21 protein-coding genes and 6 pseudogenes are annotated in these 26,462 nt (G+C 35.0%); 9 read left to right on the top strand and 18 right to left on the bottom strand.

Annotated features, from left to right (window positions below; translation table 11 throughout):
* The first annotated feature begins 21 nt into the window (after positions 1-21).
* Positions 22-1,422 (top strand): zinc dependent phospholipase C family protein, encoded by a 1,401-nt coding sequence (locus AC0IXC_RS01125; RefSeq protein WP_193664558.1) that lies wholly within the window; start codon positions 22-24, stop codon positions 1,420-1,422.
* A 554-nt stretch (positions 1,423-1,976) separates the two neighbouring features.
* On the opposite strand, the pseudogene AC0IXC_RS01120 reads toward AC0IXC_RS01125, so the two are convergent.
* The 5 genes and pseudogenes from AC0IXC_RS01120 to AC0IXC_RS01100 form a co-directional block, all read right to left on the bottom strand.
* Positions 1,977-2,240, bottom strand: a pseudogene (locus AC0IXC_RS01120) (DDE-type integrase/transposase/recombinase); the annotation flags it as partial.
* A gap of 23 nt (positions 2,241-2,263) precedes the next feature.
* A complete protein-coding gene (locus AC0IXC_RS01115) occupies positions 2,264-2,758 on the bottom strand; it encodes a hypothetical protein (protein WP_088039772.1) in 495 nt (164 codons plus the stop codon).
* A 53-nt stretch (positions 2,759-2,811) separates the two neighbouring features.
* Positions 2,812-3,204, bottom strand: a complete 393-nt coding sequence (locus tag AC0IXC_RS01110; RefSeq protein WP_471652471.1) for a collagen-like protein — start codon at positions 3,202-3,204, stop codon at positions 2,812-2,814.
* A gap of 288 nt (positions 3,205-3,492) precedes the next feature.
* Positions 3,493-3,672 (bottom strand): annotated as a pseudogene (locus AC0IXC_RS01105) (5-deoxy-glucuronate isomerase); the annotation flags it as partial.
* Positions 3,673-3,835: 163 nt separating this feature from the next.
* On the bottom strand, positions 3,836-4,456 hold the full coding sequence (locus tag AC0IXC_RS01100; RefSeq protein ID WP_471652470.1) for a DsbA family protein: 621 nt from the start codon (positions 4,454-4,456) through the stop codon (positions 3,836-3,838).
* Between the two features lie 957 nt (positions 4,457-5,413).
* Here AC0IXC_RS01100 and AC0IXC_RS01095 point away from each other — a divergent pair.
* Positions 5,414-6,841 carry a serine hydrolase domain-containing protein gene (locus AC0IXC_RS01095; RefSeq protein WP_471652469.1) on the top strand — a complete coding sequence of 476 codons (1,428 nt, stop codon included), beginning with the start codon at positions 5,414-5,416 and terminating at the stop codon, positions 6,839-6,841.
* Between the two features lie 549 nt (positions 6,842-7,390).
* On the opposite strand, the gene AC0IXC_RS01090 is transcribed toward AC0IXC_RS01095, so the two are convergent.
* The 4 genes and pseudogenes from AC0IXC_RS01090 to AC0IXC_RS01075 form a co-directional block, all read right to left on the bottom strand.
* Positions 7,391-7,984 (bottom strand): TasA family protein, encoded by a 594-nt coding sequence (locus tag AC0IXC_RS01090; protein ID WP_002084491.1) that lies wholly within the window; start codon positions 7,982-7,984, stop codon positions 7,391-7,393.
* A 747-nt stretch (positions 7,985-8,731) separates the two neighbouring features.
* Positions 8,732-9,277: pseudogene (locus tag AC0IXC_RS01085) on the bottom strand (alpha/beta fold hydrolase); the annotation flags it as partial.
* 476 nt (positions 9,278-9,753) lie between these two features.
* The gene (locus AC0IXC_RS01080) at positions 9,754-10,983 is read right to left on the bottom strand and encodes a serine hydrolase domain-containing protein (RefSeq protein WP_002084484.1); all 1,230 of its coding nucleotides are present in this window, start codon (positions 10,981-10,983) and stop codon (positions 9,754-9,756) included.
* Positions 10,984-11,534: 551 nt separating this feature from the next.
* On the bottom strand, positions 11,535-12,704 hold the full coding sequence (locus AC0IXC_RS01075) for a serine hydrolase domain-containing protein (protein ID WP_002190158.1): 1,170 nt from the start codon (positions 12,702-12,704) through the stop codon (positions 11,535-11,537).
* A gap of 366 nt (positions 12,705-13,070) precedes the next feature.
* On the opposite strand from AC0IXC_RS01075, the pseudogene AC0IXC_RS01070 reads away from it, so the two are divergent.
* Positions 13,071-13,327 (top strand): annotated as a pseudogene (locus AC0IXC_RS01070) (IS4 family transposase); the annotation flags it as partial.
* Between the two features lie 472 nt (positions 13,328-13,799).
* Here the strand turns inward: AC0IXC_RS01070 and AC0IXC_RS01065 are convergent.
* Positions 13,800-14,258 carry a hypothetical protein gene (locus AC0IXC_RS01065; protein ID WP_002142480.1) on the bottom strand — a complete coding sequence of 153 codons (459 nt, stop codon included), beginning with the start codon at positions 14,256-14,258 and terminating at the stop codon, positions 13,800-13,802.
* A 224-nt stretch (positions 14,259-14,482) separates the two neighbouring features.
* Here AC0IXC_RS01065 and AC0IXC_RS01060 point away from each other — a divergent pair, with 224 nt between their 5' ends.
* On the top strand, positions 14,483-14,965 hold the full coding sequence (locus tag AC0IXC_RS01060; protein ID WP_471652468.1) for a PRK06770 family protein: 483 nt from the start codon (positions 14,483-14,485) through the stop codon (positions 14,963-14,965).
* 385 nt (positions 14,966-15,350) lie between these two features.
* Here AC0IXC_RS01060 and AC0IXC_RS01055 read toward each other — a convergent pair whose 3' ends face one another.
* From AC0IXC_RS01055 to AC0IXC_RS01045, 3 genes and pseudogenes are all read right to left on the bottom strand, one after another.
* Complete coding sequence (locus AC0IXC_RS01055) at positions 15,351-15,626, bottom strand: hypothetical protein (protein ID WP_002084476.1); 276 nt, start codon at positions 15,624-15,626, stop codon at positions 15,351-15,353.
* Positions 15,627-15,889: 263 nt separating this feature from the next.
* Positions 15,890-17,386 (bottom strand): WD40/YVTN/BNR-like repeat-containing protein, encoded by a 1,497-nt coding sequence (locus AC0IXC_RS01050; RefSeq protein WP_471652467.1) that lies wholly within the window; start codon positions 17,384-17,386, stop codon positions 15,890-15,892.
* 249 nt (positions 17,387-17,635) lie between these two features.
* Positions 17,636-17,924, bottom strand: a pseudogene (locus tag AC0IXC_RS01045) (uridine kinase); the annotation flags it as partial.
* A gap of 132 nt (positions 17,925-18,056) precedes the next feature.
* On the opposite strand from AC0IXC_RS01045, the gene AC0IXC_RS01040 reads away from it, so the two are divergent.
* Together AC0IXC_RS01040 and AC0IXC_RS01035 are read left to right on the top strand one after the other, a co-directional pair.
* A complete protein-coding gene (locus tag AC0IXC_RS01040; RefSeq protein ID WP_002142482.1) occupies positions 18,057-18,206 on the top strand; it encodes a hypothetical protein in 150 nt (49 codons plus the stop codon).
* 117 nt (positions 18,207-18,323) lie between these two features.
* Positions 18,324-18,887: a GNAT family N-acetyltransferase gene (locus AC0IXC_RS01035; protein WP_326998437.1), complete on the top strand. Its 564-nt coding sequence runs from the start codon at positions 18,324-18,326 to the stop codon at positions 18,885-18,887.
* Positions 18,888-19,158: 271 nt separating this feature from the next.
* Here the strand turns inward: AC0IXC_RS01035 and AC0IXC_RS01030 are convergent, their stop codons facing one another.
* Together AC0IXC_RS01030 and AC0IXC_RS01025 are read right to left on the bottom strand one after the other, a co-directional pair.
* On the bottom strand, positions 19,159-19,827 hold the full coding sequence (locus AC0IXC_RS01030) for a protein kinase family protein (protein WP_003190427.1): 669 nt from the start codon (positions 19,825-19,827) through the stop codon (positions 19,159-19,161).
* Between the two features lie 404 nt (positions 19,828-20,231).
* Positions 20,232-21,872 (bottom strand): M20 family metallopeptidase, encoded by a 1,641-nt coding sequence (locus AC0IXC_RS01025; protein ID WP_326997178.1) that lies wholly within the window; start codon positions 21,870-21,872, stop codon positions 20,232-20,234.
* A 640-nt stretch (positions 21,873-22,512) separates the two neighbouring features.
* Here AC0IXC_RS01025 and AC0IXC_RS01020 point away from each other — a divergent pair.
* From AC0IXC_RS01020 to AC0IXC_RS01010, 3 genes and pseudogenes are all read left to right on the top strand, one after another.
* Positions 22,513-22,941: pseudogene (locus tag AC0IXC_RS01020) on the top strand (aminoglycoside phosphotransferase family protein); the annotation flags it as partial.
* Positions 22,942-22,985: 44 nt separating this feature from the next.
* Complete coding sequence (locus tag AC0IXC_RS01015) at positions 22,986-23,333, top strand: VOC family protein (RefSeq protein ID WP_061675228.1); 348 nt, start codon at positions 22,986-22,988, stop codon at positions 23,331-23,333.
* 274 nt (positions 23,334-23,607) lie between these two features.
* A complete protein-coding gene (locus AC0IXC_RS01010; RefSeq protein WP_002033241.1) occupies positions 23,608-24,954 on the top strand; it encodes a short-chain fatty acid transporter in 1,347 nt (448 codons plus the stop codon).
* 40 nt (positions 24,955-24,994) lie between these two features.
* Here the strand turns inward: AC0IXC_RS01010 and AC0IXC_RS01005 are convergent, their stop codons facing one another.
* The 3 genes from AC0IXC_RS01005 to AC0IXC_RS00995 are packed head-to-tail and all read right to left on the bottom strand — an operon-like array spanning position 24,995 to position 26,380.
* Positions 24,995-25,348, bottom strand: coding sequence for a hypothetical protein (locus tag AC0IXC_RS01005; RefSeq protein ID WP_002165385.1), 354 nt, complete (start codon positions 25,346-25,348; stop codon positions 24,995-24,997).
* Complete coding sequence (locus AC0IXC_RS01000; protein ID WP_113710230.1) at positions 25,345-25,920, bottom strand: NAD(P)H-dependent oxidoreductase; 576 nt, start codon at positions 25,918-25,920, stop codon at positions 25,345-25,347. Before AC0IXC_RS01000 ends, AC0IXC_RS01005 begins: the two co-directional genes overlap by 4 nt.
* Before the next feature lie 22 nt (positions 25,921-25,942).
* Positions 25,943-26,380 (bottom strand): SWIM zinc finger family protein, encoded by a 438-nt coding sequence (locus AC0IXC_RS00995; protein WP_003190441.1) that lies wholly within the window; start codon positions 26,378-26,380, stop codon positions 25,943-25,945.
* Positions 26,381-26,462 lie beyond the last annotated feature (82 nt).

The following is a 26,462-nucleotide window of genomic DNA, read 5'->3' as shown; positions in this document are numbered from 1 at the left end:
ATATTTAGAAAGGAATAAAAAATGAAAAAAATCACATCAACACTATGTATAGCTGGAATGACTTTAACTATTTTAGGAGTAGCTCCTCAAAGTAGTTATGCTCATCTCGATCAAATTGATTTAACTGACAATGATCCTATTACCGCTCGATGGTCTGCAGAAGCTCCGTATCATTCTGATAAAAGTACACATTTATGGATTGCAAAACAAGCTATTGAAATTATGAAAACAGAATCTAATGTTGAAGCAAATAAGCAGGCTGTGGACTTTTTAAATTATCCGCAATATAAAGATCTATTTTCTAAAGGATTATATGATGCAGATTATAATGCAGAGTTTAACGATGGCGGAACAGGAATAGGCGGTGTTTTTAAAGGCGGATGGAAATCTCATTTTTATGACCCTGATACTAAAGAAAATTATAGAGGAGAAACAAATCCAACGGCTCTTACACAAGGCAAGAAATACTTTTATGAATCTGGAGAACATTTAAGAAATAAAGACTATGAAAAAGCTTTCTATTACTTAGGAGTAGCCACGCACTACTTTACAGATGCTACCCAACCTATGCATGCAGCAAATTTTACCGCAATTGATACGAGAGCTATAAAATATCATAGCTACTTTGAAAATTATGTTACAACCATTCAAAATCAATTTGCAGTCAATATTGGAGGGAATTATAACGACTCTCTATCCACACCTGAAGAATGGATTGATTATGCAGCCCGAGTAGCTAAACCTGAAATCCAAAATATTACTAATGATAAAACATTTAAGTATTATAATAGTGGTAAGGCGCAATTGTGGCAAGAAATGGTTACCCCAGCTGTGCAGCGAAGCTTAGGAGAAGCTCAGCGCAATACAGCAGGTTTCTTAAATCTTTGGTTTAAAACTTTTACTGAAAATGTGAAAGCTCCAAGTATAGAGACCGCATTAATCTATGATATAGAAGGAAACGTCATAGAAGCAGGGAAAAACTATTATATCGTACCAAGTGAATCTCCTTATCAAGGTCTAACATTTGAATGGTATGTAGCAAATCGTTACGATTATGTTTTACTTGCAAATAATAAGGACAATGCTTTATCTGGTACACCTATAGAATTTGAATTCTACAAAGAAAATGATGCAAAGCTACACCACGGGGAGAGTATATATCTTCGCATGAAGCACTCAAATTACGATCAGTTTCAATATTTAAATTGGTCTAATTATTCTAGTTGGATTCACCTTGCTCAAAAATCTGATAGTTTAGCTGACTTTAAAATTCAAATTAACCCGGATAAACCTACAGAATATAATATTTTTACAGATGACTATCCATTAAATTATAAGAATATAAATGCAGAGAAAAGTTGGATTGTACTAGGGGGAAAAACACAAAAACCTAGCTCATGGAAGTTTGTACCTTTCAGATAACCTAAACACACTCGTTCCTAATCAGAACGAGTGTGTTTTTTGTTTTGAGGTATTTGCTTTTCTTAAGTTCATGGATGTGGGATCACCATACATGTCCATCAACTTAGGGGAAACAATCTTGTTGAATCAGATGTTGACACTCCCACGGCTAAAGCCACAAGCTGACTAACGTCAGTGGAATTCTTGCTACCAAAGGCGAAGTCTATTTCTAGTATCGCTGACGTGTAAGATTGCGGTGTGCCATCACCACTCCGTATCCAGTGCATATAGCAGATACGGCACTCGTTCTATTACCAAACGAGTCAGATTGTGAGTTCTCAAATGTGTTTTAGCGTCTTGTGCTTGACGACTCAATACATTTTACGGAGTAGAAGAATTTGTTACTCCAACCCCATATGTATTCTGTTTTCAGAGAACAAGATTGTTTTAGAGATTTTTACTTGTCTATTATGAAAATTATACCATTTCAAATTCTCAATGCACAGAACGTACATTCGGTGTTTTATTTGTACATCGCATTTGACCTCACTCTCATCCCACCCCTAAAGTGGGTGCTATCGCACCGTAGTGGGCTTTCCCGTTCGGAAAATCTGTAATTGTTGAAGTCTATTGTACGTTGAAAAGGCGGAGTCTCTTTGAAGACTTCGCCGTTGTTTATATAGGGCATGAATGGTCTCGATACCTTTTATTGTACGTGAAGCATGACGAAGATTTTGAAATCCTGCAGATTTAGCAAAACGTCTCTTGACATGCCTATGATCCTGGTCAATAAGATGGCTAAATTTTTTGATTCTACAATGGATTGTAGTTTGATAAACCGAGAGACCCTTTAGAATAGAAATCACTTTTGACACAAAACAATGATTTTATATGGTGTAGTTTGAGCTGGTATACTCATTGTTGTAAAACTATAAATAGCTATTAAATTTCGATTTACAAGATTACCTGTAAAGAATTGACCATTTGTTAATAAAATTTGAGTAGAAGGAGAAATATTTAATTTTAATTTTCCATCACTACTCTCCAACTGTTCATTAAAATAGTCTACTTTTACACTTTGATGCGGTGTATATTTTGCCATAACAATCGCTTGAAATTGTGGTGGGAAAATGAGAGGAGCAGGAGCGTTAGCATCGTAAAACCCAGTTACTTTATCTCCTACTACTACCGTTGCATAGTCGATAAAATACGTATTTGGTTTTACTACAAAATTTATTAGATTCCCATAACCATTATCTACGGACATTAATTTATTACATCCTATTTCTTCGTTTAATCCTGTGACAAAATCGTTAATCATAGTTATTGTACCATCAAATGATTGAAATTTTTTCATTCAAATACCTCTTTTGTTTATATAATTAAACCTCTATCGTTACTCTATAATTTTTAAAAACATGTAAATGAAATAATCCTTCTCGTATCAATTCCAAAAATAACCCAAAACCTACCGTTCCATCTAAAACCAGCAACAGACCTTGGTCCTACAAAAATTGGGAAATACCAAAATTGTTCACCATTACTAAGCCATATATAAGTATTTTGAAATAAACATAATGAAATTGCTCCTGGATCAACAGCAAATGGTGAAGCAGTTGATTGTTGAGGAATAAATGATGGGGGAGGAGATGTTGGAGCTTGTGAACTTTGCTGTCCTGGAAAACTTGGTACACCCGGAAAACCTGGCATTCCAGGTATACCTGGAATCTGAGGACCAGGGAATTGACGATCGAAGCATTGATCATAATTTATATAAGGAAAATATATTGAATTATTATACATTTAAAAACCACCTCTTTCTTTTTAAAACCCTCCAAATTATTAATATGTAATGTTGTTCGTATAGGAAGCTTATTCGCTTCCTATACGAACAATATTTTAAACAGGAAAGTATACCTATACCCTTTGTTTTTCGGTATGGGGTAAAGTGGAGCGAGGGGCTAGCCTCTCCTAATGCCATAAAAAAATAAAGAGTGAGAGGAATTCATCACACCTGAAAATTATCTAAAATTAAAAGATTCAGTTCCTACTTTTTTATACTTTTTTTTGCATCAAAACCTTTATCTTCGTCTATTCCTTTTCTGGCCAAATTTTCGCGTTTGGTTCTAATAACCACTTGTGGTCTTCCTCCATGATACGATCATTCCATGGATTACTCTCAAGATGTCGAATCATCCAACAAAAATACATCGCATATCCAGGTGCCGTTGCTTGTGGGTGGTCTAGCTCACCCGGAATTGTAATGAAGCTAGTTGGCTTAAGCTAACATGTTTGCTACTATAGCTGATAGTAAAATTAAAATTGGACTCTTTTTAAAAATAAATTGAAACCGACTGTTATAAAAAGGGTTAAGTCCATCCAATTCTAGTCTTTTTTAAAACGTTAAATGTTATATACTGTAACTTAAAATTCATTAATATAAATTTTTAAAACGCGCTTCAATTTTATCTGGCGTCATTACCCCACCACCAATAGGGATAATTTGATTATCCTTTTGTAAAAGTAATGAAGGATAACTATTAACACCAAGCTGTCGAACTTTATTGAAGTCGTTTTGGGCATCTATTATTGTTTCTTGAGAGTTTAAACGTTCTAATACTTGTTTAGAATTCAGACCAAGCTCAATTGCAATCTTACGATATGTTTCAGGATCACTCAGACTTTGGCCCTCATAATAAAACGCTTTTTGCATAGCCGAAGTGAATTCTAACAAACGGTCTGGTGCTAATGAGCGTAAAGCTGAAAAGCCAATTGCAGCATCTTTCGAATTCATTTTAAAAGTACCTTCTTCCACCAATTTTTGATATGAAGGACCAAATTCTGCACCTGTAAGTTGATTAATTCTTTTATTTCCCTCTTCTATATATGAGAAATTTTTTATTGGTAAATTATCTAAAAATAACCCTCCACATAAAACTGTTAACGGCACTTCAGTGTGTTTTTGGTAAAATCCTTTAATACTTTCTGAAAAGCCATAGCACCATCCGCAATATGCGTCCCATACGTAAATAAGGTTATCTTGTTTTGTCTCCATTTAAATCTCCTACCTTTATTTTTATTATCTAGCTCAGCTAACTTTTTGGTTTATATAAGTACATCTTTTTATACCTTGTTCTTTTTGGGATACCTTACTATATTCCCCAAAAACTAATATTTCCAAAGAAAGATTAACCAAGGTTTTTAACAAAAGATTACGTTGCACATTATTGCCCCGTATCAGAAAATACTAAAGTTGGGATTATGCATTAATTTGAATGCATTAGTAACTTTCTACACCGGGTGGCAACGTGTGGACCATCATCCTTAATTAAATATATAAATCATATTTTTATTTTAAGCAGATATTAGTTGTAACTAATTTAATTACAACCTTATGTAACCATATTAGTTACAACTATAGTAGAAGTCAATTCTTTTTTAACAAAAACAATAAATTTCTACCCTAACGCTTTTAGAATTCTATTATTAAAAACTGGCTTCTTGTTCTTAAATTTGTTAAAAAGCTTAGTAATTCCCTAAAAACATCACTAGTAAATATGGAACAACAAATTCAAGATAATTTACAAAACAAATAATATAAGTACCTCTTTCATGACTTACCGACAGAGTACCAGTTCTAGTACATAGTTTTTTTCAAAGCATTACTTTTACTATTTGGGGATTTATGCTTTTCTTAGCTTGATTGCTGTATAATGATAATAAAGTTATTGAATTTTGATTATTAAAAGCTAAGAGCCTTACTACATTCTACGTAGCAAGGCTCTTCAAAGTTGTTTCAAATTACATCCATCTGTTTATATAATACTTAAAAAATGAATAATAAAGTTGTTTACTTCTTATTGAACTAACGCATCTGTTCGTTTAAATGTAACTATTCACAATTATTTGATATTATACAGGTGAATAGAAAGATAAATTAAAATTTAGTTTCGTAGTTGTAAAAGGAGGTTATTTATATTATTCTCTTATAATTTTCCAAAAAGGAGAGTTTATGAAAAAGATTATTGTTTTTGTATTAACGATATTTATATTATTCTCAGGATTCGCAACACAAAGTTATGCGTTGTCAGATTCGCAATCTGCGGCAATACAAGCATTGCTAGATGATGCCTGTCGTATATCAGGTGTGCCGGGAATGTCAATCTCAATACTTGCTGATGATGAAGTGTTCTACTTTTCTTCAGGGTATGCAGACCGTGAAAAGGGGGTGTCTGCAAGTGAAAATACACTCTATGAGTTAGCCTCGGTCAGTAAAGCTTTTACCGGTATGGGTATTATGCTATTGGAAGAGCAAGGGCTGCTCTCAATGACTGACCCTGTCCAAAAATATTTACCTTGGTTTACATTAAAGTATCAAGGGAAACCTGTTGATATGCAAAGTCTTACACTAAATAACTTTCTTTACCATACCAGTGGTCTAACAAATATTAGGCATCTTCAAAATATTCCACAAGGCAATACACCGGATATGTTGCAAAAGACTGTGGAAATGCTCGTGGATGCTGAATTGGCGTTCCCTCCCGGTGAACAGTATAACTATGGAACCGTTAATTATGATGTATTGGGTTTGGTTATTGAGATTGTGTCGCGACAAAGCTATGAAGACTTTATGAAGGAACAGGTATTTCAGCCGTTAGGTCTTCACCAGACGTATGTTTATAAAGAAGATGCTCAAGCCACTGGACAGTTGGCACAGGGCTACCGTTCTTCCTTTTTTATGACAACTCCATTTAAAGCTCCGGATTATGCTGGGAATAAACCCGCAGGCTACATCATTTCTAATACAAAAGATATGGCGCGTTGGATGGGCATACAGATGGGTATCGTGCAGGACATACCCGAAATATTTCACACGGTTATCGAAAAATCACATAGGGGTGATATGTCTGTTTCGGCTGTCAACGGTATGTATTATGCGGCAGGCTGGTCCGTAAACGCCGAACAAACGACTATAGAACACACTGGGGGCAATCCAAATTTCAGAACCGAAGTAGTCATACTGCTAAATGAACGAACAGCCGTCTCCTTGCTGAGCAACGGCGCAAATACCAATATAAATATGGTACTAAAAGTTAAAGATATATTAGAAGGCAATCTAACTCAGTCATATGAAATAAGCGGCACACAGCTTTTGGATATCATTTTGTCGTCTATCACAATTATTCTTTGCCTATTGGCCGTTTTGCTATTTCTCTTAGGATTACGCAGAAGGAAAACGAATGAGCGGCAGCCAATGACAAAAAAGAGAATAACCGTAACAGTTATTTTCCTGATCGCTACGATTGCCCAGGGTATACTGTGCTGTGCTTTCGATTGGTCAACAATACTTATTTGGCAAACATATAGTGTTCTTACAGCTTTGATTTCGTCAGCATTATTAACAGCAAGCATTACATGGTTTGTATACACTCACCGATAAAATACCTCGCTCCCAAGATAAGCATAATGTTAAGTAATTAAATTTCAATTTATCGGTATGCTTAATTTGAAAAACATAAGACACTTCGGTGTCTTTTTTAATATCATCGACAATTTTCCCAGTCAAACCTAATTACTATTGCTTCCACTAACCTGCTCCGTTCGTGGAATAAGGATTTTTAAACAACTATATTATTTTTTAAATGACTTTATTGTAAATTAAACAACTTTATTATTTCTGCACAATTGCAGCGTGGGGATTTCCTTATTCAATGTATATGGATACCTATAAAAATACAAAAGCAAAAAAAAGAGAGTCTTTATTTACTCTCTTAAACGCTCTACGACTTTTGGCTATTTTTTTCTTCTATTTATAAATTAAATGTTAGTTTTACAAAACATTCAAAATGTTAAACTTACAAAAGCCATTAATATCATGCGCAAATGCTGATATCAATGGCTTTTGGTATAGATATGTTGTAATCATTCTTTTAAATTATTAAAAGGCATAAGCTCAGTTTTACTTTTTACCAGTATTATGCTCTTACATTTATCTTTCTTGTCCATCTGTTTGATTGGCTTGGAACTCCATTTTTAGCGCAATACTATCCCCTTGGAACACGTTTTGATCTGTTCCGTTGTCTTCAAATATAAACTTTATCCAAAACCAATCCATTTTCCCAGGTTTTAATCCTCCTGTTTCAGTCCACTTAGAATGAAATACTTTTTTGGAGGCAATCTCTGGGCTTTGTGATTTTAGTTCTGCAAGAGTTGTCTCGTATACAGGGCTTTTTGCAGGATCCCAATCCCAAAGAAATTGTACTTTAATATGTTTACCTAAATCTTCTGTAGTGTTATTTTGTTTTAAATCGTTTACAGTATAGTCTATTTTCATCATGATATCTTTAATATCTAATGTACCACTATTTTTTAAATTGAATTTCTTTAATATTTTGTCCCCAGGTTTTAAATTTTCTAAGTTAAGTGAAGTAGTTGGCTGCATAGCTAAATCCAATGTACCTGCAGCAAATGAATTATTTGTCACCACTTGATCGCTAAAATATGCATATGTTCCCCCACCAATTAAAGATAAACCCAGAGCGGCTGAAACCACTCCAACACCTAATTTCTTTTTCAATGACATTTTTTGTTCCTCCCATATCATTTTTATAATCTTTCTCCCTAATCAACCGAAAAGGTCCCCTTAATACAGATATACCATGAATTGTTAAAAAATTATATTAAAAGCAGTAAATTCCTTATTGAGAAAATTTTGTTATTATCTATCTTCTGTAAATGAAACGTCCCAAAACTAGAAAAATTGGATTTATAATGATCAAAACCTATACCAAAAACGAATTAATATTAACTGCCCTTTATAATTAGAATTATTTATTTCTTCAGGAGTATTCTAACACTTCAAAAGGTACGTATACCTTTTGATCTTTTCTAATAATGTTTTCAAGAAAAGAGTGGCTGTACTTTTGTGCAGCTACTTTTATATGCAATAAATCAGTAAAAGATATTCGAGCTGCAATAAATGCCCCTTTTATACCTTGGCTTCCTCGAATTTAATAGCACTTTATCGCATGCCCTATCAGGGGTACCGCCACATGCCAATCAACTTAAGAATTCAGAATTACCCCAAAACAAAAAAATGAGCTTTTTTGCTACAAGTTAGCACAAAATTTCGTTCTGGGGGTATTTACTTTTCTTAGCTTGATAGTGATGTGGTACTACCCCTTACAAGACAGAATTATCAATCACTGAGTATTAATATTCTATAATTGAGTAACAGCTCCAAAACTGATTTTCAATAGAAAAAAAGGGTTACAAATTCAATTGTGGCCCTTTTTCCAAGTGTTTTTGTTTTATGCGATTCCTATAATGATTATAAGAGTGAAGTATGGTTCGAAATAGCGCTGATTATATGAACCCAATCGTCGCAATGAATCTCGTGCCCCGATCCTTCGGTTAGTAATACAGCATGGGGAATTCCATTAACAAGAGCAAGACCATGCTCGTATGGAAGCACTGTATCTTCTGTACCGTGGATAACCAGAGTAGGTATATTAATTTCTTTTAACTTCCCCTCATAAGAATCATCGCCTTTAAGAAGTGAGTGATTAAACATACTGAGTAGGTTATTTGCTCGTTTTATTTCTTTTTCTACCTGCTTATAAGCCCTCTTCTCATCGAACTTATGCTTTGAACCACAGAGTAACACTGATCCTGTAACCAAGTAATTTGCAACAGATTCTTCATCCGACCAATTTAGTTTGGCCCCATTAGCATGGTAAGTTAGTATCTTCTCATCGATCGGAGGCAAATTCCGTTTGTTGTCTTCAGAGCCAAAAATACTTGATGCAATCAAAGTTATACTTAGAACTCGCTGAGGGTTCCTCAAGGCTACAATTTGAGCAATCATTCCACCCATTAGAAAAAGCAGGACAATAATATTAAATTGGCTTCCATTCGCAGGAATTTAAGCCTTGTATTTATGACTATTTGATTAAGCAATCGATATGTTGTGCTGAAACGTCAATATATTTTAAAAAGGATCTCTCTTGATAAAGAGAGATCCTTTTCTTATTTCTTCTTCTTTTCTGTCGGTTGGCTTTGTTTAGCGAAATTAGATGAATCATCGAAATTCGGTTGCTTTTTACCAGCATTATTACTTCTACCTTTTCCCATATGTAATGCACCTCCCCTCATCCTTACTATTCCCAATAAAAAAAACCTCTTGCATCCAAGAGGATTTTTTATTTGGCTCTTATTAATAATGCCAAACTGTTCTCGTAGTACTTCCAACACTTCCCGTCCTGCCATAGCTTTTAACCATGGTGTTGATGGTGGCCATCATGCGTATAATTTGTCTTGGAGTTTTCCTTTAAACAATACCTAAGTTCGGTTTCAGTCTTCGATTGCTTGGTAGACCGTGGTCCAGAAGTCTTGGATAAGATGCGATGGGGCCGGAGTTGACATCCCAACCTGGGTGAACAGAATTCCAATAAACTGTTTGTCTGGATCAGCGTAAGCTGTAGTGCCAGTTCCGCCATCCCAGCCGAATTGACCGATAGACGCGTAGTCTCCAAGATAGGTACGCACCCCCATCCCAAAGCCCCAGCCACCTTGTATCCCTTGTCCAAACGACAAATGGACGTTGTTTTTGGCCAAATCGTCTCGGTATACTTGTTGTTCAGGAGTAAGACGGTTGGTGGTCATCAGCTGGACTGCGGGCCTAGACAGAATCCGTTTGGTTCCGTGCATCCCTTTGTTCAACAGCATCTGCAAATACGCGTGATAATCGTCGATGGTTGCGAGCAGCCCACCACCGCCTGCTTGAAATGCTGGAGGTTTGCTGTAACGTCCGCCTGTACCCTCATCCCACACGATGAACTCACCTGTCTGCGGATCTGGGTTGAAGGCAGGTGGAAGCCGGTCAATCTTGAGCTCAGGCACGTAGAAACCAGTGTCCTTCATTCCCAGTGGATCGAATATGCGTTCGCGCAGGAACGACTCGAATGTCTGACCCGTGACCCTGGCAACAAGAATGCCGAGCACTTCAATACTGATATGATACTGCCACCGCTCTCCGGGCTGGTAGCTTAGCGGAAGTGCACCTAGGCGACACATAAACTCATCTGGATCGGGCATATCCTGCCCTGGCGTGTCGAATATCCCACTCTCGAAGAACGCGTTCATGATCGGAGAACCCATCAACGTGAGATCCACTCCGAGACCGAATGTGGAGGTCAACAGGTCTCGTACAGTGATAGGACGCCGTGCTGGGACGGTCTCTTCCAGTGGACCATCGGGCTGTTTCAACACCTGCCGGTCAGCGAGTTCGGGCAGCCATTTGTCTACTGGATCGTCTAAATGCAGTTTGCACTCGTCGAGCAGAACCATTACCGGTGAAACTGCGATCGGCTTGCTAGTGGACGCCAATCGAAAGATCGTGTCCCGACGCATTGGTGCGCCACCATCATGCCTCATTGTTCCAAGCGCTTCGACGTGCGTCTCCCCGTTTCGGCTGACTAAGGCGACGAGCCCAGGAATCTTTCCAGAATCGACATGCTGCGCCAGTACATTGCGCATTTTGCGCAATCCTGTTTCAGAAAAGCCTTTATTGTTTTGTCCCATTTTGTTCTCCTTTAGTTTAGATTGAGATTTCTAATACATATTGACAATCAATTATTAGTTCTTCAAATAGAAAAATTCCCCTTTTTAATAATTTCGACAAAATATATTTATGTATATGGAGGCATCATACATCACTATCAACCTAAGATAAATTCATATCCATAATTCACAGAGAACGTTATTCTTTTTGTAGAAATATACAGAAAGGATGGCGATGTATTGCTATCCCATTGTAGATTAAGTAAGAAGAGGCACTTTGATGATAGTGCCTTTTCTTTATAAAAAATCCAAATGCTGGCACATAATGAATTAATAAAGATAGGCTAATTTAAATTTATGGAGATTTAATAATAAGGAATGAAATCATTGAAAACATTCATGCAACCATTAAAAATATGATTATAAGATTTGCGAATTGATTATGATATATTTGAAAAATGCCGATATACTTTCAACTAAGTAAAAAAGCCCCAAATTTTTTTAAAAATAAGTTGGGGCTTTTGAACTAGAAAAGTATATTTTTAACTATGAAAAAAATTTTTCCTTTTTACCTACTTACCAAATTCAGCAAGTAAAATATTTTTAAAAGGATCAGGACTGTTAGCTCTACCCATACTGTTCAAACTGACAGCCAACGTATGCTTACCTCCAAGTATACCTCCAGCAAAAGTACTAAATCCTGGAATACCACCTGTGTGTCCCCAAATCGGGACACCGTTTGGAAGCTTAGTTTCATAGATTCCAAGACCGTATCTCCCGATTTCAGCTCTTCCTGTAGGAACTGTAGTAAGCATTTGTTTTAGTTGCTGTTCTTTCATTAATTTTCCACCGAGCAAGTAAGAAAAGAATTTGTTTAAGTCGTCAGCAGTAGAAATCATATCTCCAGCCGAGCTACCTATACTTGGATTAAAATAAGTAACGTCTTTTAGCTCACTTGCTCCGTCTGGTTGGACATATCCACGGGCATGCTTAGTGCCTGGAATAACGCTTGAATTGCCAGGTAGGAATGTATTCGACAATTCAAGCGGTTCAATAATCCGATTTTCAATCTCTTCCGCATAACTGTTTCCGGTTACTTTTTCAATAAGGATACCTAGTAATACGTATCCTGTGTTTGAATAAGACCAGCCCTTTCCTGGGGCAAAGTCTGGGGGCATCGAAAGTCCAATCTTCACTAGCTCTTCAGCGGTATACAATCTTTTTGTATGCGTAAAATCAGCTTCTTTTGACCTTGAGTATTCAGCGATGCCACTTGTATGATTCAACATCTGGCGGATAGTAATCTGTTTAGCATCATATCCATTTCCTTGAATCACACCAGGCAACCATTTTTCGATGGAGTCGTCTAGATTCAGGCGGTTCTCTCCAGCTAATTGAAGTAAAACCGTTGCGATGAACGTCTTCGTTACACTGCCAATGCGAAAGCGAAAATCTGTTTTCATTGGTTGCTTGCTGCTCAGATCCGCTACCCCAGCGGCATAACCCCAAGTTTTTCCACCCTCAGAAGTTTTAGCAAGTATCCCCGGGTATCCAAGTTGCAATGTATCCCGCATTGCTTGCTTGACGGAATTACGATCTCGTTGAGTATTTGTTTGTAACGAACTAGATACATTTTGAGTGGGCTCTGCTTTTACAATTGAGGTTGGCGTTGTGTATAACAGGGAACTTCCAGCTATTAAAAGAGCCAGACTTGCAAATGTAATTTGACTACGTGTTTTCATAAGGCATTCCTCTCCTCTATTCATATTGTATAGGTGGTTGCTTGATATTTCATACTCACCACACAGCTATCATCTCTACCGATGATAAAAAGTCAACATTGAATTCGTAATCATCTTCATAATGATTATTTTTACAAGCTCCATTCTGTCCTAATAAACGGTAAATCCCTCTTTTTGCATGTATGTTAACCTCAGAAATTATTTCTTTTCCATGAAACACTCTTATTAACTGGTTTGTTTTTCATATATAAGTTATATCTGTTCCTCCTTTCATGCTTCTTTATATTTTCATCATACACAATGAAAATCTCTTTTTCCTTACCTATTCCTTACAAATCCCTTACGTTCAAAATAGCTTCTGTGTCTCAAATGTGCCAATTAATTCTCATCAAGAAGAAACGAGAATTAAGCGAATATAAAGCGATTTATATCATAAAAGATTATTTTCTACTTATTTATGAATCTCTACAAAAAGACACCAAAGAATTAACAAAGATATTGTTTCGTCTGTTTGATCTCTTACAGAAAAACGGACGAAAATCCCATAGGTATGAGAAGAAACCGTCTTTGATATCTTAGGCGTCGTATATAACCTTTCTATGCCTCACAAGCATGTAACGTAATCCAAAAAATTAAAACCCTATAGGGTTTATCTGGTATGAAAATATTTAAAGAACTTACACTGGATCTTTAGAAAAAAGAAAAAAGCCCATCAAGCTAAGGTTTTGAAGTACCCCCTAAATGAAAATTTTCTTTCTCTACAGTTAGTTTTTTTGAGAAGTCAGCTCATTTTTTTGTTTTTGGGGTGTTTACTTTTCTTAAGTTGATGGATGTGGTCTCACCATACCATTTCGGGAAAATTGTACGTTTAGACACAATCCGGACATATTTTAAGCGTTTTCTGTACTTTAAGAGACATCTGTCCAGAAAATCTTATGTTTATGAACAGAGGATAAAACTCAATAATAGAATATTAATATTCAATTTTTATATAAAAAAATAAGCTCCGAAGAGCTTATTTTTTTAATAATATCAACGCAATTATCAATGCTATTATTGAAAATACAATCATAAATAATGAAGCTCAGTCATGAGCTATCGCCCTGTTACCGTCATTGCTGCTGTGTAAATTGTATCTACAGAACCGTCAGCACTTACAATTTCAACTTTATAACGGTATGTTCCATTGTCGTAAATGTTTTCTCCATATCCTGTGAAAGTTAAAATTTCATCATTTGCTCCAGCTGGAACCCATTGATTTTGCCAATGGAAGAAAGTATCATATTCTCCCCAGTTGTCTCCATATTTCTTTTCGATGCTGACATTATAATGAATGTCCTCAGCTCGGTTATTTGTAATTCTTGCAATTACGTTTCCACCAAAAGTGTATTCCGTAGCGTGAACTTGAACTGTAACACCATTCACCGTTTCGCTAGGACCACAGATGTAATGACAATCTTCACTTGCTTGTGCTTCAGGTGTGTTAATGTTCATAACCGTCAAACCGCCGAAAGCTAAAGCTACTGTTAATGCAATTGTAGCTAATTTTTTCATGATAATTCCTCCTATTAACCGTTATAAGTGAATGTTTTTGTTTTTACGTATTCATTGCCAGCATAAAAAGATTTCTATGTCTCATTTTTATCACCCTTCAGCCATAACGAAAATTTTATACATCGTTGACTATTGATAATGATGCGTTATGTAGACCTCACAGATAGATATGGGCATACAGTTCTTCTTTTATGGTACACTTCAATAAAAGGGGGGTAAGAGGTTTGAAAAAGTGGATTAAAATCACATCAACCTTAGTTATTGCTATAGCAGTTGGTATTTTTACTGGCTACAAAGTCGGTACGTATGCAGGTTCAGACGTTAAGGAAAAGCAGACTGAGAGAATTAAAGGGGAAGAGGTAATACTTGACCTCAACTCTGATCATCATATAATCAATGCAATGCACAAAATGACTCATCAAAAAGTATTATCCCACGAAAAGCAAGGATTTATCAAAATGACTCCAGAAAACATCGAAAAAGTACGTCAAGCGATTGATGAAAGTAATAGTGGAACCTTACAACATAAAGAACAGTACCTTAAGATTTTGGTTCGTTGGTATGAAGGCGATTTCTCTCAATCGGTTGAGGAACATAATTTATTATGGGAATGGGACAATAACAGCACTGGTAAAGCATACGAATTAGCGACACCGGAACAAGAAGAAGCATACATTTTAGAACAAGCGAAGTCTGAAAAACAATAAAGGGGTATCGTCACCTCGCTATCAAACTAATAAAAAGAAATGCCCCCTAAAATGAAAAAACACGCTATTCTTTCTGTAGAATCATAGGAAAGGATGGCGTTTCTGTATATTTTTACAAAAAGAATAGCGTTTTTTTCGCTTTATAAATACAATTTCTTTTTCAGTAAAAAATGTGGGTGGTCCCCCTCTAATACCCCAGAAGGAAAAGAAGAGTTTGAATTCTTTAACGTACAAGGAGTTCCATATATCATTGTAAACGATCATGAAAATAACACCCCAAAAATCAATTCTTGGATTCAGCACTCAATCATTAGAAGAGGCTATTTTATAATAATCATCCCAAAAAAAGAAACGAACAAAAATGTTCGTTTCTTTTTCATGGTGTTTAATGCTCAAGAAAACTTATAACCGCATAAGTATATAGAACGACTAGAGCAAAGGCACATATTCCCATAATTATAATCGCTAGTGCGCTTTTCTCTTGTCTAAACCCTATAATTCCAAGAATAAATGCACTCCACATTGTTACCTTAAGCATTGTAGAAAGGTTGGGAATTGAATATCCACTCAACCAGGTAGAGAAACTTACAATTACGGAAAAAGAGAACAAAGTTAGAACAATAGATAATATATTAATGTGCTTCCCATACTTCAGTTGCATTTCGCTCCCCCCTTTTCTTTTCATTAGTGAATAATAGGTAGATGACTATATTTTTATTTTATTCTAAATTTTCTTGAAAATCCACAACGAAAAGAAGAGGTTGTCCCAAAATTCGCTGAATAGTTACTTTTGGGCAACCTCTTTTCTTTATTTTTTACTTTCCTCTAGTTTAGAGATACTTGCTTCTTTTTCAGGTAACGTATCAACAAAATCCTTTTGAGATTTTAATAAGTCAGATTATTGTATCCAAGCCTTAAGATCATCTAAAGATTTACGGGCTTCTTTTTCACTTCTTCTACAAATTCCCATGTCTCTCCGTTATCTTTTGATTGATAAAGTACACTACTATCGCCATTGTAGTCTCCATCTGCCCCTTGTCCAACTAACATATTAAAAACCCCATCTTTCTCATATGGCATACTAGGAGAATCAAAAGGACTTATTGTGGACTGTGTATGATCTAATTTGACTTCATGCGGCGGATATTCTACCTTTTTGAAAGATCCCCCCCCATCATCTGTGCGATATAACTCTCCCTCATTACCAGAAGGTCTAACTGCTCCTAAAAACCCAAGTTTATCATTTATAAAAGTGATTCCTGATACACTACCAATCCCCCTATTAAATGGGTCTGGATTGATAACCTCCCATGTTTCCCCTTCATCACTAGTCTTGCTTAATGAATAAAAGGCGCTCCCTAATGCTTTATCTGTCATATTTAGTTTATAACCAACTTCTTTTGATAGGAAAAACTGTTCTTTTTCATTCTTTAAATCTTGTTGTTTCTTCTCTTTAAGCCTATCTTCATTTGGAGGCGTCTTTGATTTACTCCAACTTGCGTCACATATTAAGTTATATCTAGCAGGTACTAGCTCTTTCTCTTTTCCAGGGACAAATATAGATACAGTATATCCAATGATTTCAGAAGCTGCTTCTTTAAGACTCTGCCCCTTACCATCCTCAGTAATATTAATAATTCCCTCTGTATTGGATCCCCAATTTCTTTTTCCATAATAAATCAACCCATACTTACTTTCATTCCACTTTCTAACCGTTTGCTTAACTGGAATCGCCTTAACCGTTTTAATTAAAGGTTCTACTAATTTATCATCATCATAATCAGGCTTTGCATACCCGTCTCGTATTATAGTAATATCTTCTGATTTCTTCTTATTATAAGAGATTAAATAAGTTTCTTCTTTCCCATCAACATTTTTCCCATAAACAAATGTATCAAACGCTGTGATTGTTCCATCTGAATGAAATGTAAGATCAAAATCAGTTGCCATATACAATTTCTTTGGCAAAGGATGTTTTTTATTTATATCTTCAAAAATACCTTCTACTCCAGATTCATATATATTATTATGTTTAAGTTTAACTGACCTTTCATGTTGTAACCTTTCTATAAACCATGCCAATTTGCCATTGTAATTTATTGCACTTTTATAAATCTGCATCCCATAAAATGATGTAATTGCAACAATAATGATAATAGAAATGGATCTCCATGCTATTGAATTAGTTAATTTTTTAGATTCATATTCTCTATTTTTTATCACCTGCATTGTAGTAAATGTAGTCATGGATATAAAAAGTACTATACATAATAACAAAATATAAATATTATAATTCATCCTTCCGTACTTACAGTATAAGGCTAACTCATAACAAAAAATGCCGTATACAATTATTAGTATTGGATTTGTTACTAATGACAGAAGTAACCTTTTTGCATTTTCCCTAAATATAGAAATCACTCCTAATTACATGAATTACTGATATTAAGTATACTTTATTGTAAAGTAACAAAAAAGCTATTTTATCTTGCCGCCAAAAATACAATAGACATCTGTCTATGTAAATGGCAGTTGTCTATTAAAGCCGTTTAAAAATCTAGTTGTTTCATAGACAATGGATTTTTGAGTGAATACTAAAGTTGCTTCATTTGGGAGCCAAATAATGAAAATGAACCCTCATAATAAACATAACAAATAGAGTATTTGCATTTAAACTCTATAAAACTCAAATGTATTTTTTTCTAGACATATTGCTTCATCGGAATTTTTGATAATAATATCAAAACATTGACTGTATGGATGCATAAACACTTCGTACTGAATCCGACGTTCTGCATGAGACCGCCTTAAATAATTGATATCGGCTCTCCTTTCAGCAATATCGCGGCTAGACCTTCTCATTAATTCTGTTTCACCATCTGCATAGAAGTAAATTTTTAAATCAAATAAATCGGGATTAATAAAATGCGACACTCATTCCTTCTACAATCATTAGTTGAATAACCTAAGGCTGCTTCGGTAGCCATTTTTTGTACCAACTGGCAGTTTGGTTTTCAATATGTGAAAAGGGATTTCTAAGTGATTAATTGAATATATATTTATTGTTTACTAATTTTTGGGAGGTCCCTTTATGGGAGATAAACTTTACTGTATTGCTACATATCAAGTTCTTAATGAAGAAAGAATAGGAGCTTCGCACGGTTCTATAATAATTTATAGTGCTGCTGTGACGGGATCTCCTGTTAGTGAGATAGGGTGTTTTTTAATTTATTTATCATAATAACGTACCACGAAATTGCAACTCTCGTCCTCAAGAATTATTTCTTTTGGGTGAAAGTTTTTTTATTATATAAGTTTCATTCTGTCATAATTTAAAGTTTTCGAGAGGAGAAATGATATGAATTCTATTTTATTAGATGTTCCGTTACAAATAGAAACAGACAGACTAATTCTTCGAGCACCACTTCAAGCTGGTGACGGGAATGTCGTACACCAAGCTATTAAGGATTCAATTAATGAGTTAAAACAATGGTTGCTTTTATTTCAGTCAATTCCTACTGTTGAAGAAACGGAAATTCTCCTGAGAAATGCCCATATAGATTTTTTGAAAAGAGAAAGCTTTCGCTATCTTATCTATCATAAGGATACTAATGATTTTATTGGAACTGCTAGCCTTCACGGAATTAATCGGAAAATTTCTAAATGTGAAATTGGATACTGGATTAATACGCAATTTAGTGGCAATGGATATATGACAGAAGCAGTAAGTGAGTTAACAAATCTTGGATTTCAGTTACTCAAATTTAGAAGGATTGAAATACGCTGTGAATCTACTAACACTAAAAGTTGTACGATCCCTGAAAAACTAGGTTTTGAGCTTGAAGGGATATTACGTAATGAAGATCTTTCAGCTGACGGTAAAAAACTAACTGATACCTGTATCTATGCAAAGGTAAATTAGATTGAAATTTTAATACTCAATTGCGTCTGTGTACATAGTTTATTCCCCTTCTAATCCATTATTGTGATTTGTTTAGAACTATAGTACATCAATATATTTAAAATGAAATGTACTGAAATGGGTATATTCTATTGTTACAATCATTTTATAAATAAATTACTTCATGAAGTTATAAAATTAGGACCGTACATATTAGACATATCTAAAATGTACGGTCATTTTGTTTACTAGTGGTTCACTTATCTAACCTAAAGATAAGTATGTGGTCCTTTTACAATTTGAATTTCTTTTTAAGCTTCTTATATTTTCTATATGAACGTCGAACAATGTTTAACATGAAATACGGTATTTTAACAGGGAAAGGCAATTTATAAATAAATGGCAAGTAAAATGTAAAATATGCCTTTTCTAAGTCTCTCCACTTACTATCTTCTTTTGTTTTTAAGAAATCAGATACATCGACTACATATCCCCTTCCATTTTCCATCATCACATTTTTTCCGTGAACATCACAAGGAGTTAATCCTTGCTCCCTTGCATACTCTATAGCTTCATTGATATCAAGGATTACCTGCTTAGGAATTTTAATCCCCTTATGGATAGCATCGTATAAGGTAATTTCTTTTAAACGTTTCAATACTATGAAATTTTCTCCTTTATATATAAGATTCGAATAAGAAGGATGATTTCCGATTCTTCGGTATACTTCTGACTCTTTTTCAATTCCTTCTCCTTCTCGCGCGTAAACTTTCACTACCCAATCTTTGTATTCTTTGTGCATAAATACTGCGGCATAATTACCTGTCCCTAAACACTTCCAAAGTCTAGGAATATCTTTAACTACTATAGGCTCGAATTCATCCTCACTTCTTATGCTTACCTCTTTTAATAATTCGTCCTTTATCAATCTCACAAAACTATTTATACTCATCATTTCCACTCCGGTTTTGCTACAAGGGGGTACTACCCCATACCCATCAAGTTAAAAAGTACATTCTTCCCTAATACGAAAAAAATGAGCAGACTTCACTAAGTAACTAACTTTAGCGAAATAAATTTTTCATTTAGGGGGGTACTTCAAAATCTTAAAATGGATATTCTACGCAAATATATATTATTGATACAATAAGTTATGTTAACTTCACATAATTATATTATACAAAAACTCAGCAAATACCGTTACAAAAAGTGTACAAGCCATATCTACTCTCTCTAAATAGTTTATTGCGAATCTATTTTAAAGAGAATTCTTACATCACAATTTCATAAATCTAAGGTTTCAAACTATTCATTACGAAAAAAAGACCGTATCACTACGGTCCTTTTCTCGCTCTTATGCAAACACTATGACTGTGTAACTTTATTAGAAACAAGTAGTTTTTCAATACATTTAGGTAACATATCTAATAACGTTTCAAATGCGTAATTTACGTCCAGACGCTCCGTCCATTGATGTGCATCTTTTCCTACTGGTCCCATATTTAATACTGGAACGTCAAACTCTTCTAATTCCTCTAGTGGAATCGAATAACCTTTATCCCATAATGGCATATTGTCTACAAGAGAACTCATTGAATCCAATGGGTTTTGTAAGCCCACATAGCTTAAATCTGAAATTCCTCCAAAATAATTTTGGTTTTCAAATGTAATGCTATGATTATAGTGGGCATACTTTTCCATTTCTACAACTACCTCTTTAATTAAAGGATTGTTGCGTGAACTCACAGCTGGATAGTATGGCGGCGCAAAGAAAAGTACAATCATTGGAGCCTTTTCTTTACATAAGATAGATAATTTGTCTACTAAATCAATAGTTACTGCACGATCATCTTTATCTTCTCTATTTTTTATAATATCGGATTGAATTTCATCTATTTTTTCTCTTCCATGTTGTTCAATTGCATAAGCGATAAGCTCTTCATACGTTAATACATTTACTTTAAGATTCGGCGGTATGAACGGATTATACTTAGAAAAATGATACGCTCGCTCCTCATACGATTCTTCGATTTTCTCTGCTACTTTCGTTACTTTTTGGCGTAACAATGAAACTACATCTGTCATCGTTTTTTCTAGTAAAAACAAATTAAATAATGTGACTGCACGATGAGGAATTTGTACAGAATAATCCTCCTTTAAGTCTCTTTGGAGCAAGTTAGTTGGTGGAGGACTCGCTTCACCATCTACAATATCACAAAGGTCTGTATTCAACTCTAATTCAGCTGTTAATAATGCAGCCATATAACTCCCATTTAATCCTGCAAAAGGTTCGCCTACATGTGTCTCTTTTCCATAACAAAGGAAACCAGGTAACACCTTACCAATAGAACCAGTATAAATATACTTATTTTGGTCACCAGGATGTCTTGAAAACATAGGCTCTGAATTTAGGACCGTTTTATACTCTAAGTCATGTTCTTTTGCTAAATCTAATAATCTTGGAACAGCAGCTCTCATCCCTACAGAGTTCACTTCTTCATCTGGAACGGCCAATAAAAGAACATTCCCATCAAATCTTCCTTCACAAGCTTGCTCAACCATCGCCATTTGTAAAGCTAGACCACATTTCATGTCCATTGTTCCTCTACCAAATAGCCAATCTCCTTGTTCAATATCTTCACGTACATGATCTGGTAGCTCATCTTTATGAGAATAAAACATAGATGTTAATTTTTTAGGGTTAAATGCATCTTCTTTCCACACTCCGTAATCTTGTACATCTACAACATCAAAGTGACTAACAAGAATTACGGTATTTTTCGTACTATCACTTTTCTTTACTAGGGCTGTAACAAAATATCGTCCATCCCCCGTCGGATTTTTTTGTAAATGATGCGGATTTTGTTTGAAATACTGTAAATCAGATAGTTGTTCTACAACAAAGTCTGGCAATATAACTTCAGCTTCTGAACCTGTAATACTAGGAATTTCAACAAGATTGCTTAATAATTGAACCAATTGTTCTTTAGATTGCCACTTTGACATATAAATCCCCCTATTTTTCCGCATTATGAAATTCATTTCCAATATATGAATAAAAAATGACGACAGCTATCAAAATTATAATTTTGCCGTTTGGCAAGCTTATGGTTCTTTTCATTTGCGGCAAACATACGCTTCCAGGATTTGAAGAATATGTTTAATATCGCTTTTAAATAAAGTCACGGTGTTTATTTAAAAGACGCGATGTTTTGTCCCTTTAGATCTGTTTATCTAAAGAGAGGTTTTTATAGTGAAAAGAAAATCTGAACTGAAAGACGGATTAAGAAACTGCTGAGTAGCAATAAAGTTACTCCACTAAAGGGACAGATTGTTGAGGAACGTTTCCAGGCAATTAGATTATTCAAGTTTGAATATATCATTGAGATTGTGAAGGTTTTTTACTTAAACTGACGGGGCAGTAATACTCAATTAAAAATAATGGTAAAGTTAGTGAAAAGAAGAAGGATTAAAAATCGTATAGATTCATTGTAATACATTTTAAGTTTTTGTGTGGCGAGGTATTTGAGAAGTAAGAATGATTTCATCAAAAAAACATTGAAGCTCCAACGGGGTTTTATATGACTATTTTTCCAGACCCAATTTAACATCATAACAATTATAAATAAACAATCTATACTTTTGGTTAGATTTTTTATATAGTTTGATTGACAGCATCAGGGCTAGTCATAGCAATCTACTCGATACATTGTACGAGCTTGAATCAAAAATTGAACCAAGAAGTCGTTATGGATTTATACATGGGGAACTCGGCCCTGCTCATGTATTAATTAATGACAAACTAGAACCTTATTTGATTGATATCGAAGGAACCGAGTTCTTTGATATTGAGCATGAGCACAGTTTTTTGCAGTTTCGATTTGGGGATTATTATCGATATTTAAAGAATGATACTCTCGACCCCAACAGGATGTTATTCTATCGATTCCATCATCATATATCCTTAACTTCAGGCGGGTTGAGATTGCTTCACAGAGGATTTCCGAATCAACAATTTGCAAAAGATCTAACCAATCACCATTCCCGTTGTGCACTGCGTTTTATTGAAGGTTGAACTTATGTCATTAAAAATTAAAAGACAGACAGGAGTTAAATACAATGATAAAAGGTTTCGGAGGAATATTTTGGAGAACTAAAAATCTTGATGTTATAAAAAAATGGTACAGTGAAGTGTTGAAGATTGAAATAGAAAATTGGAATGGGACTGTGATTAAACCCGAATTAGGAACTGAGACTATCTTTTCTTTCTTTGCCGAGAATGATAGTTATTTTCCTACAGAACAACAAGTGATGTTAAATTTCCAAGTACATAATCTACACGAGACTATTCAGCATCTTGAACAAATTGGCGTACCTCTTGAAAAAAAAGAAGAGATTAGTGAATTTGGAAAGTTTATTTGGATTAAAGATCCTGAAGGTCGATTGATCGAACTTTGGGAGAAATAGCCGGTTGTAATCATTTGCTATTAAGCTAGCAGGTGCTTTAGTTCAATAAGGTAAATAAAAAAAGTGCATCTCCGATTATTAGACACAGTCTAACAATCGGAGGTACACTTTTTTAATCTATCCAACTTAGTATAAGCCTATCCATTTATTAATAATATCAATCTATCAATAAATTACAACCATCTTTAATATCTGAATTTTCTATATATTAAAGGGCATTACTCAATCAACCTCGAATAATTGTAATAAATATACATAAGGAGGTTGAGCTATTTTGTTTCGTTCATTTACAAATGGATGTGTTGCTCTTGTGCAGCGTTTCTTACCAGAACCGTTTATTTTATCATGTTTATTAACTGTTTTCGTTATCTTCTTCGGCATGTTTGCAACGCACCAAACACCGGTCGAAATGATTACGCATTGGGGCAATGGAATTTGGGGGCTTCTCGCCTTTTCTATGCAAATGGCTCTTGTACTCGTGACAGGATCTGCATTAGCAAACGCTCCTCTTATTAAAAAAGGATTAACGAGAGCAGCGAAATTACCGAAAACAAATGGACAAGGTATTATTGCTATTTCAATCGTAAGTTTACTAGGAGCATACATAAACTGGGGATTTGGTATTGTTGTATCGGTTTTATATGCAAAAGAAGTGGCCAGACAGTTAGAAGGATTAGATTATAGGTTAGCAATTGCTTCTTCCTACTCTGGATTTCTCATTTGGCATGCAGGCCTTTCTGCTTCTATCCCTCTTACGTTAGCAACTGGCGGCGAAACGTTAATTAAAACGACAGCTGGAAGTATTAAAGAAGCGATTCCAATAACAGAAACGTTATTCTCACCATACGCACTCGTGCCAGTTATTATTTTTCTCGTTACGATGCCTCTCATTAACCGGGCCATGCATCCAGATGAAAAACATACGATAACTGTAGATCCTAGCGTATTCCATGAAGAAGCTGCCGCTCAAGAAGTAGGGAACAATACGTTCGCTGAAAAAATGGAAAATAGTATGATTATTACACTTTGCATCGGATTATTAGGTCTTATTTATATTTTTAACTATTTTAGTACGAAAGGCTTTAACCTTACACTTGATATCGTTATTTTTATGTTATTAATTGCCGGTCTTATTTTCCACCGTACTCCGATTCAATATATTCGCGCTTTCTCTGACTCAACTAAGAGTGCTTCAGGTATTTTACTTCAGTTTCCGTTCTATGCTGGAATTATGGGGATGATGATTGGAGTAAATAGTGAAGGTCTTTCGCTTGGAGGAGCTATTTCTACTTTCTTTATTAGTATTTCAAATGAAACCACATTCCCGCTCTTTACATTTTTAAGTGCTGGCATTGTAAATATTTTCGTTCCATCTGGAGGCGGTCAATGGGCAGTGCAAGCACCAATTATGATTCCAGCTGGCGCTGAACTTGGTGTACCTGCCGCGAAAACAGCGATGGCAATTGCATGGGGCGATGCTTGGACAAATTTAATTCAACCTTTCTGGGCATTACCGGCATTAGCGATAGCTGGTTTAAGCGCGCGTGATATTATGGGATTTTGTGTTGTTAACTTACTATATGCAGGATTTATCATTAGTCTATGTTTCTTATTTATTTAAACGAAAAGCTAGTTTTATACTAGCTTTTTTATATAATAAATCATTCGTTATCTATACAGCTTATTACCTTCCTCCACTCTACCTCTGCATGATTTAATGCTTCATATGTAAACAAATCTTCACATACTTTTTCAATCATATGAGGATTGTTCTTAAGGAAATTCCACTGCAATACTTTAGGGAGCACATACGTTTCATATTCTTTACTTCCCTTTATTACCTCATCAACTTCTCTTTCACAAATCCCTCTTATTAAATAATCATTTCTTAATTGTATTTGAATTTGTTGAAACGTTTCGCTGTATTTCTTCAATTGGACTAAACAATTAATATACGTACGCAAAAGTTCGTCATCACAATTGCAACACTTTATAATACGATCGATTTCATTCATAATGTACGAGCCGCTTCTTCTATTTGTAACAGCCATTTTTCACGCTTCGTTACTTTACTCGTTTTCACAGATTGAAAAGCAGAACGTTTTATATCGCGAATACCACAAAAACGTAAAACCCCTCTTTTCATCATAATCCAATCCGCTGATCGATATAATAGGGACACGTACCATAACGGTGAGTCTAACGTATTAATAACCCATGCTTTCTTTCCTTTAAATAAGCCTTTCGGTAAGGACCCCTCATATTTATAAGCAAATCCAGCTACAAAAATACGATCGATAAATCCTTTTAAAATAGCAGGCATGCCCCACCACCATATCGGATATATGAAAAGAAGAATATCCGCTTTCTGCACTAATTCTCTATATCGCTTCGTCTCTTCTTCATTTAGTAAATCACGTCTTTTCTTCTCTTCATTAAATACAAGCACTGGATCAAATTGTTCTTTATATAAATCAAGTAGCGTAACAGAATGATTTGTTTCCTCAAGTCCTTTTTGCACATGCTCTAAAATTGCCCCATTAAAGCTTGAAGGATTAGGGTGAGCATATATAATTAGTACGTTCACTACAAAACAACTCCCTCTTTAGTTAAAGTTTCCCCTTCTTTAACATCTTCTCTACAATTTGCACATTTTTCGAACTTTGTAACAAACGATTTAATACTGTTAGTAACTCTTCTTTTTCTAAACCTTTCAATTGCTCTTTAACTGTACTCTCACCAGTACCTTGAATTTCATACACAACTGCCGCCATATGTTTACAATAATTTTCATAAGGACACTCGCAGCTACTTTCTGCAAAATCTTCAAGATCAATAATCACTTCATAATTCCCTGCATTTCCAGTAACGAAAGCAAATACTTTCTTGTCGTGTATTTCAACATCTTCTACATGTCCCTCTTCATAATATTCATATCCTCTATCTATAATGTACTTTGGAATCCATTTCATTATATCTTTTAATAAGTATGCATACATCACAACACCTCTTCCTCTAATTCCCTTTTGACTTCCAAAATCCTGCATGTTATTCTAATAACTGTCAAGTAGCGAGTCTACGTGACAAAACGACTGACACCTATTCGGCGGAGGTGTCTCTTTTCATTTG

Source organism: Bacillus sp. AC266 (assembly GCF_979253805.1).
This window is presented reverse-complemented; position numbering and strand designations above follow the sequence as displayed.

Excerpts from the sequence above, each read along its gene's own strand:
- AC0IXC_RS01040 (WP_002142482.1), top strand. The coding sequence starts at position 18,057 with ATGGGAGATAAACTTTACTGTATTGCTACATATCAAGTTCTTAATGAA.
- AC0IXC_RS01100 (WP_471652470.1), bottom strand. The coding sequence starts at position 4,456 with ATGGAGACAAAACAAGATAACCTTATTTACGTATGGGACGCATATTGC.
- AC0IXC_RS01055 (WP_002084476.1), bottom strand. The coding sequence starts at position 15,626 with ATGCAACTGAAGTATGGGAAGCACATTAATATATTATCTATTGTTCTA.
- AC0IXC_RS01095 (WP_471652469.1), top strand. The coding sequence starts at position 5,414 with ATGAAAAAGATTATTGTTTTTGTATTAACGATATTTATATTATTCTCA.
- AC0IXC_RS01065 (WP_002142480.1), bottom strand. The coding sequence starts at position 14,258 with ATGAAAAAATTAGCTACAATTGCATTAACAGTAGCTTTAGCTTTCGGC.
- AC0IXC_RS01025 (WP_326997178.1), bottom strand. The coding sequence starts at position 21,872 with ATGTCAAAGTGGCAATCTAAAGAACAATTGGTTCAATTATTAAGCAAT.
- AC0IXC_RS01090 (WP_002084491.1), bottom strand. The coding sequence starts at position 7,984 with ATGTCATTGAAAAAGAAATTAGGTGTTGGAGTGGTTTCAGCCGCTCTG.
- AC0IXC_RS01035 (WP_326998437.1), top strand. The coding sequence starts at position 18,324 with ATGAATTCTATTTTATTAGATGTTCCGTTACAAATAGAAACAGACAGA.
- AC0IXC_RS01110 (WP_471652471.1), bottom strand. The coding sequence starts at position 3,204 with ATGTATAATAATTCAATATATTTTCCTTATATAAATTATGATCAATGC.
- AC0IXC_RS01115 (WP_088039772.1), bottom strand. The coding sequence starts at position 2,758 with ATGAAAAAATTTCAATCATTTGATGGTACAATAACTATGATTAACGAT.
- AC0IXC_RS01005 (WP_002165385.1), bottom strand. The coding sequence starts at position 25,348 with ATGAATGAAATCGATCGTATTATAAAGTGTTGCAATTGTGATGACGAA.
- AC0IXC_RS00995 (WP_003190441.1), bottom strand. The coding sequence starts at position 26,380 with ATGCAGGATTTTGGAAGTCAAAAGGGAATTAGAGGAAGAGGTGTTGTG.
- AC0IXC_RS01125 (WP_193664558.1), top strand. The coding sequence starts at position 22 with ATGAAAAAAATCACATCAACACTATGTATAGCTGGAATGACTTTAACT.
- AC0IXC_RS01075 (WP_002190158.1), bottom strand. The coding sequence starts at position 12,704 with ATGAAAACACGTAGTCAAATTACATTTGCAAGTCTGGCTCTTTTAATA.
- AC0IXC_RS01015 (WP_061675228.1), top strand. The coding sequence starts at position 22,986 with ATGATAAAAGGTTTCGGAGGAATATTTTGGAGAACTAAAAATCTTGAT.
- AC0IXC_RS01080 (WP_002084484.1), bottom strand. The coding sequence starts at position 10,983 with ATGGGACAAAACAATAAAGGCTTTTCTGAAACAGGATTGCGCAAAATG.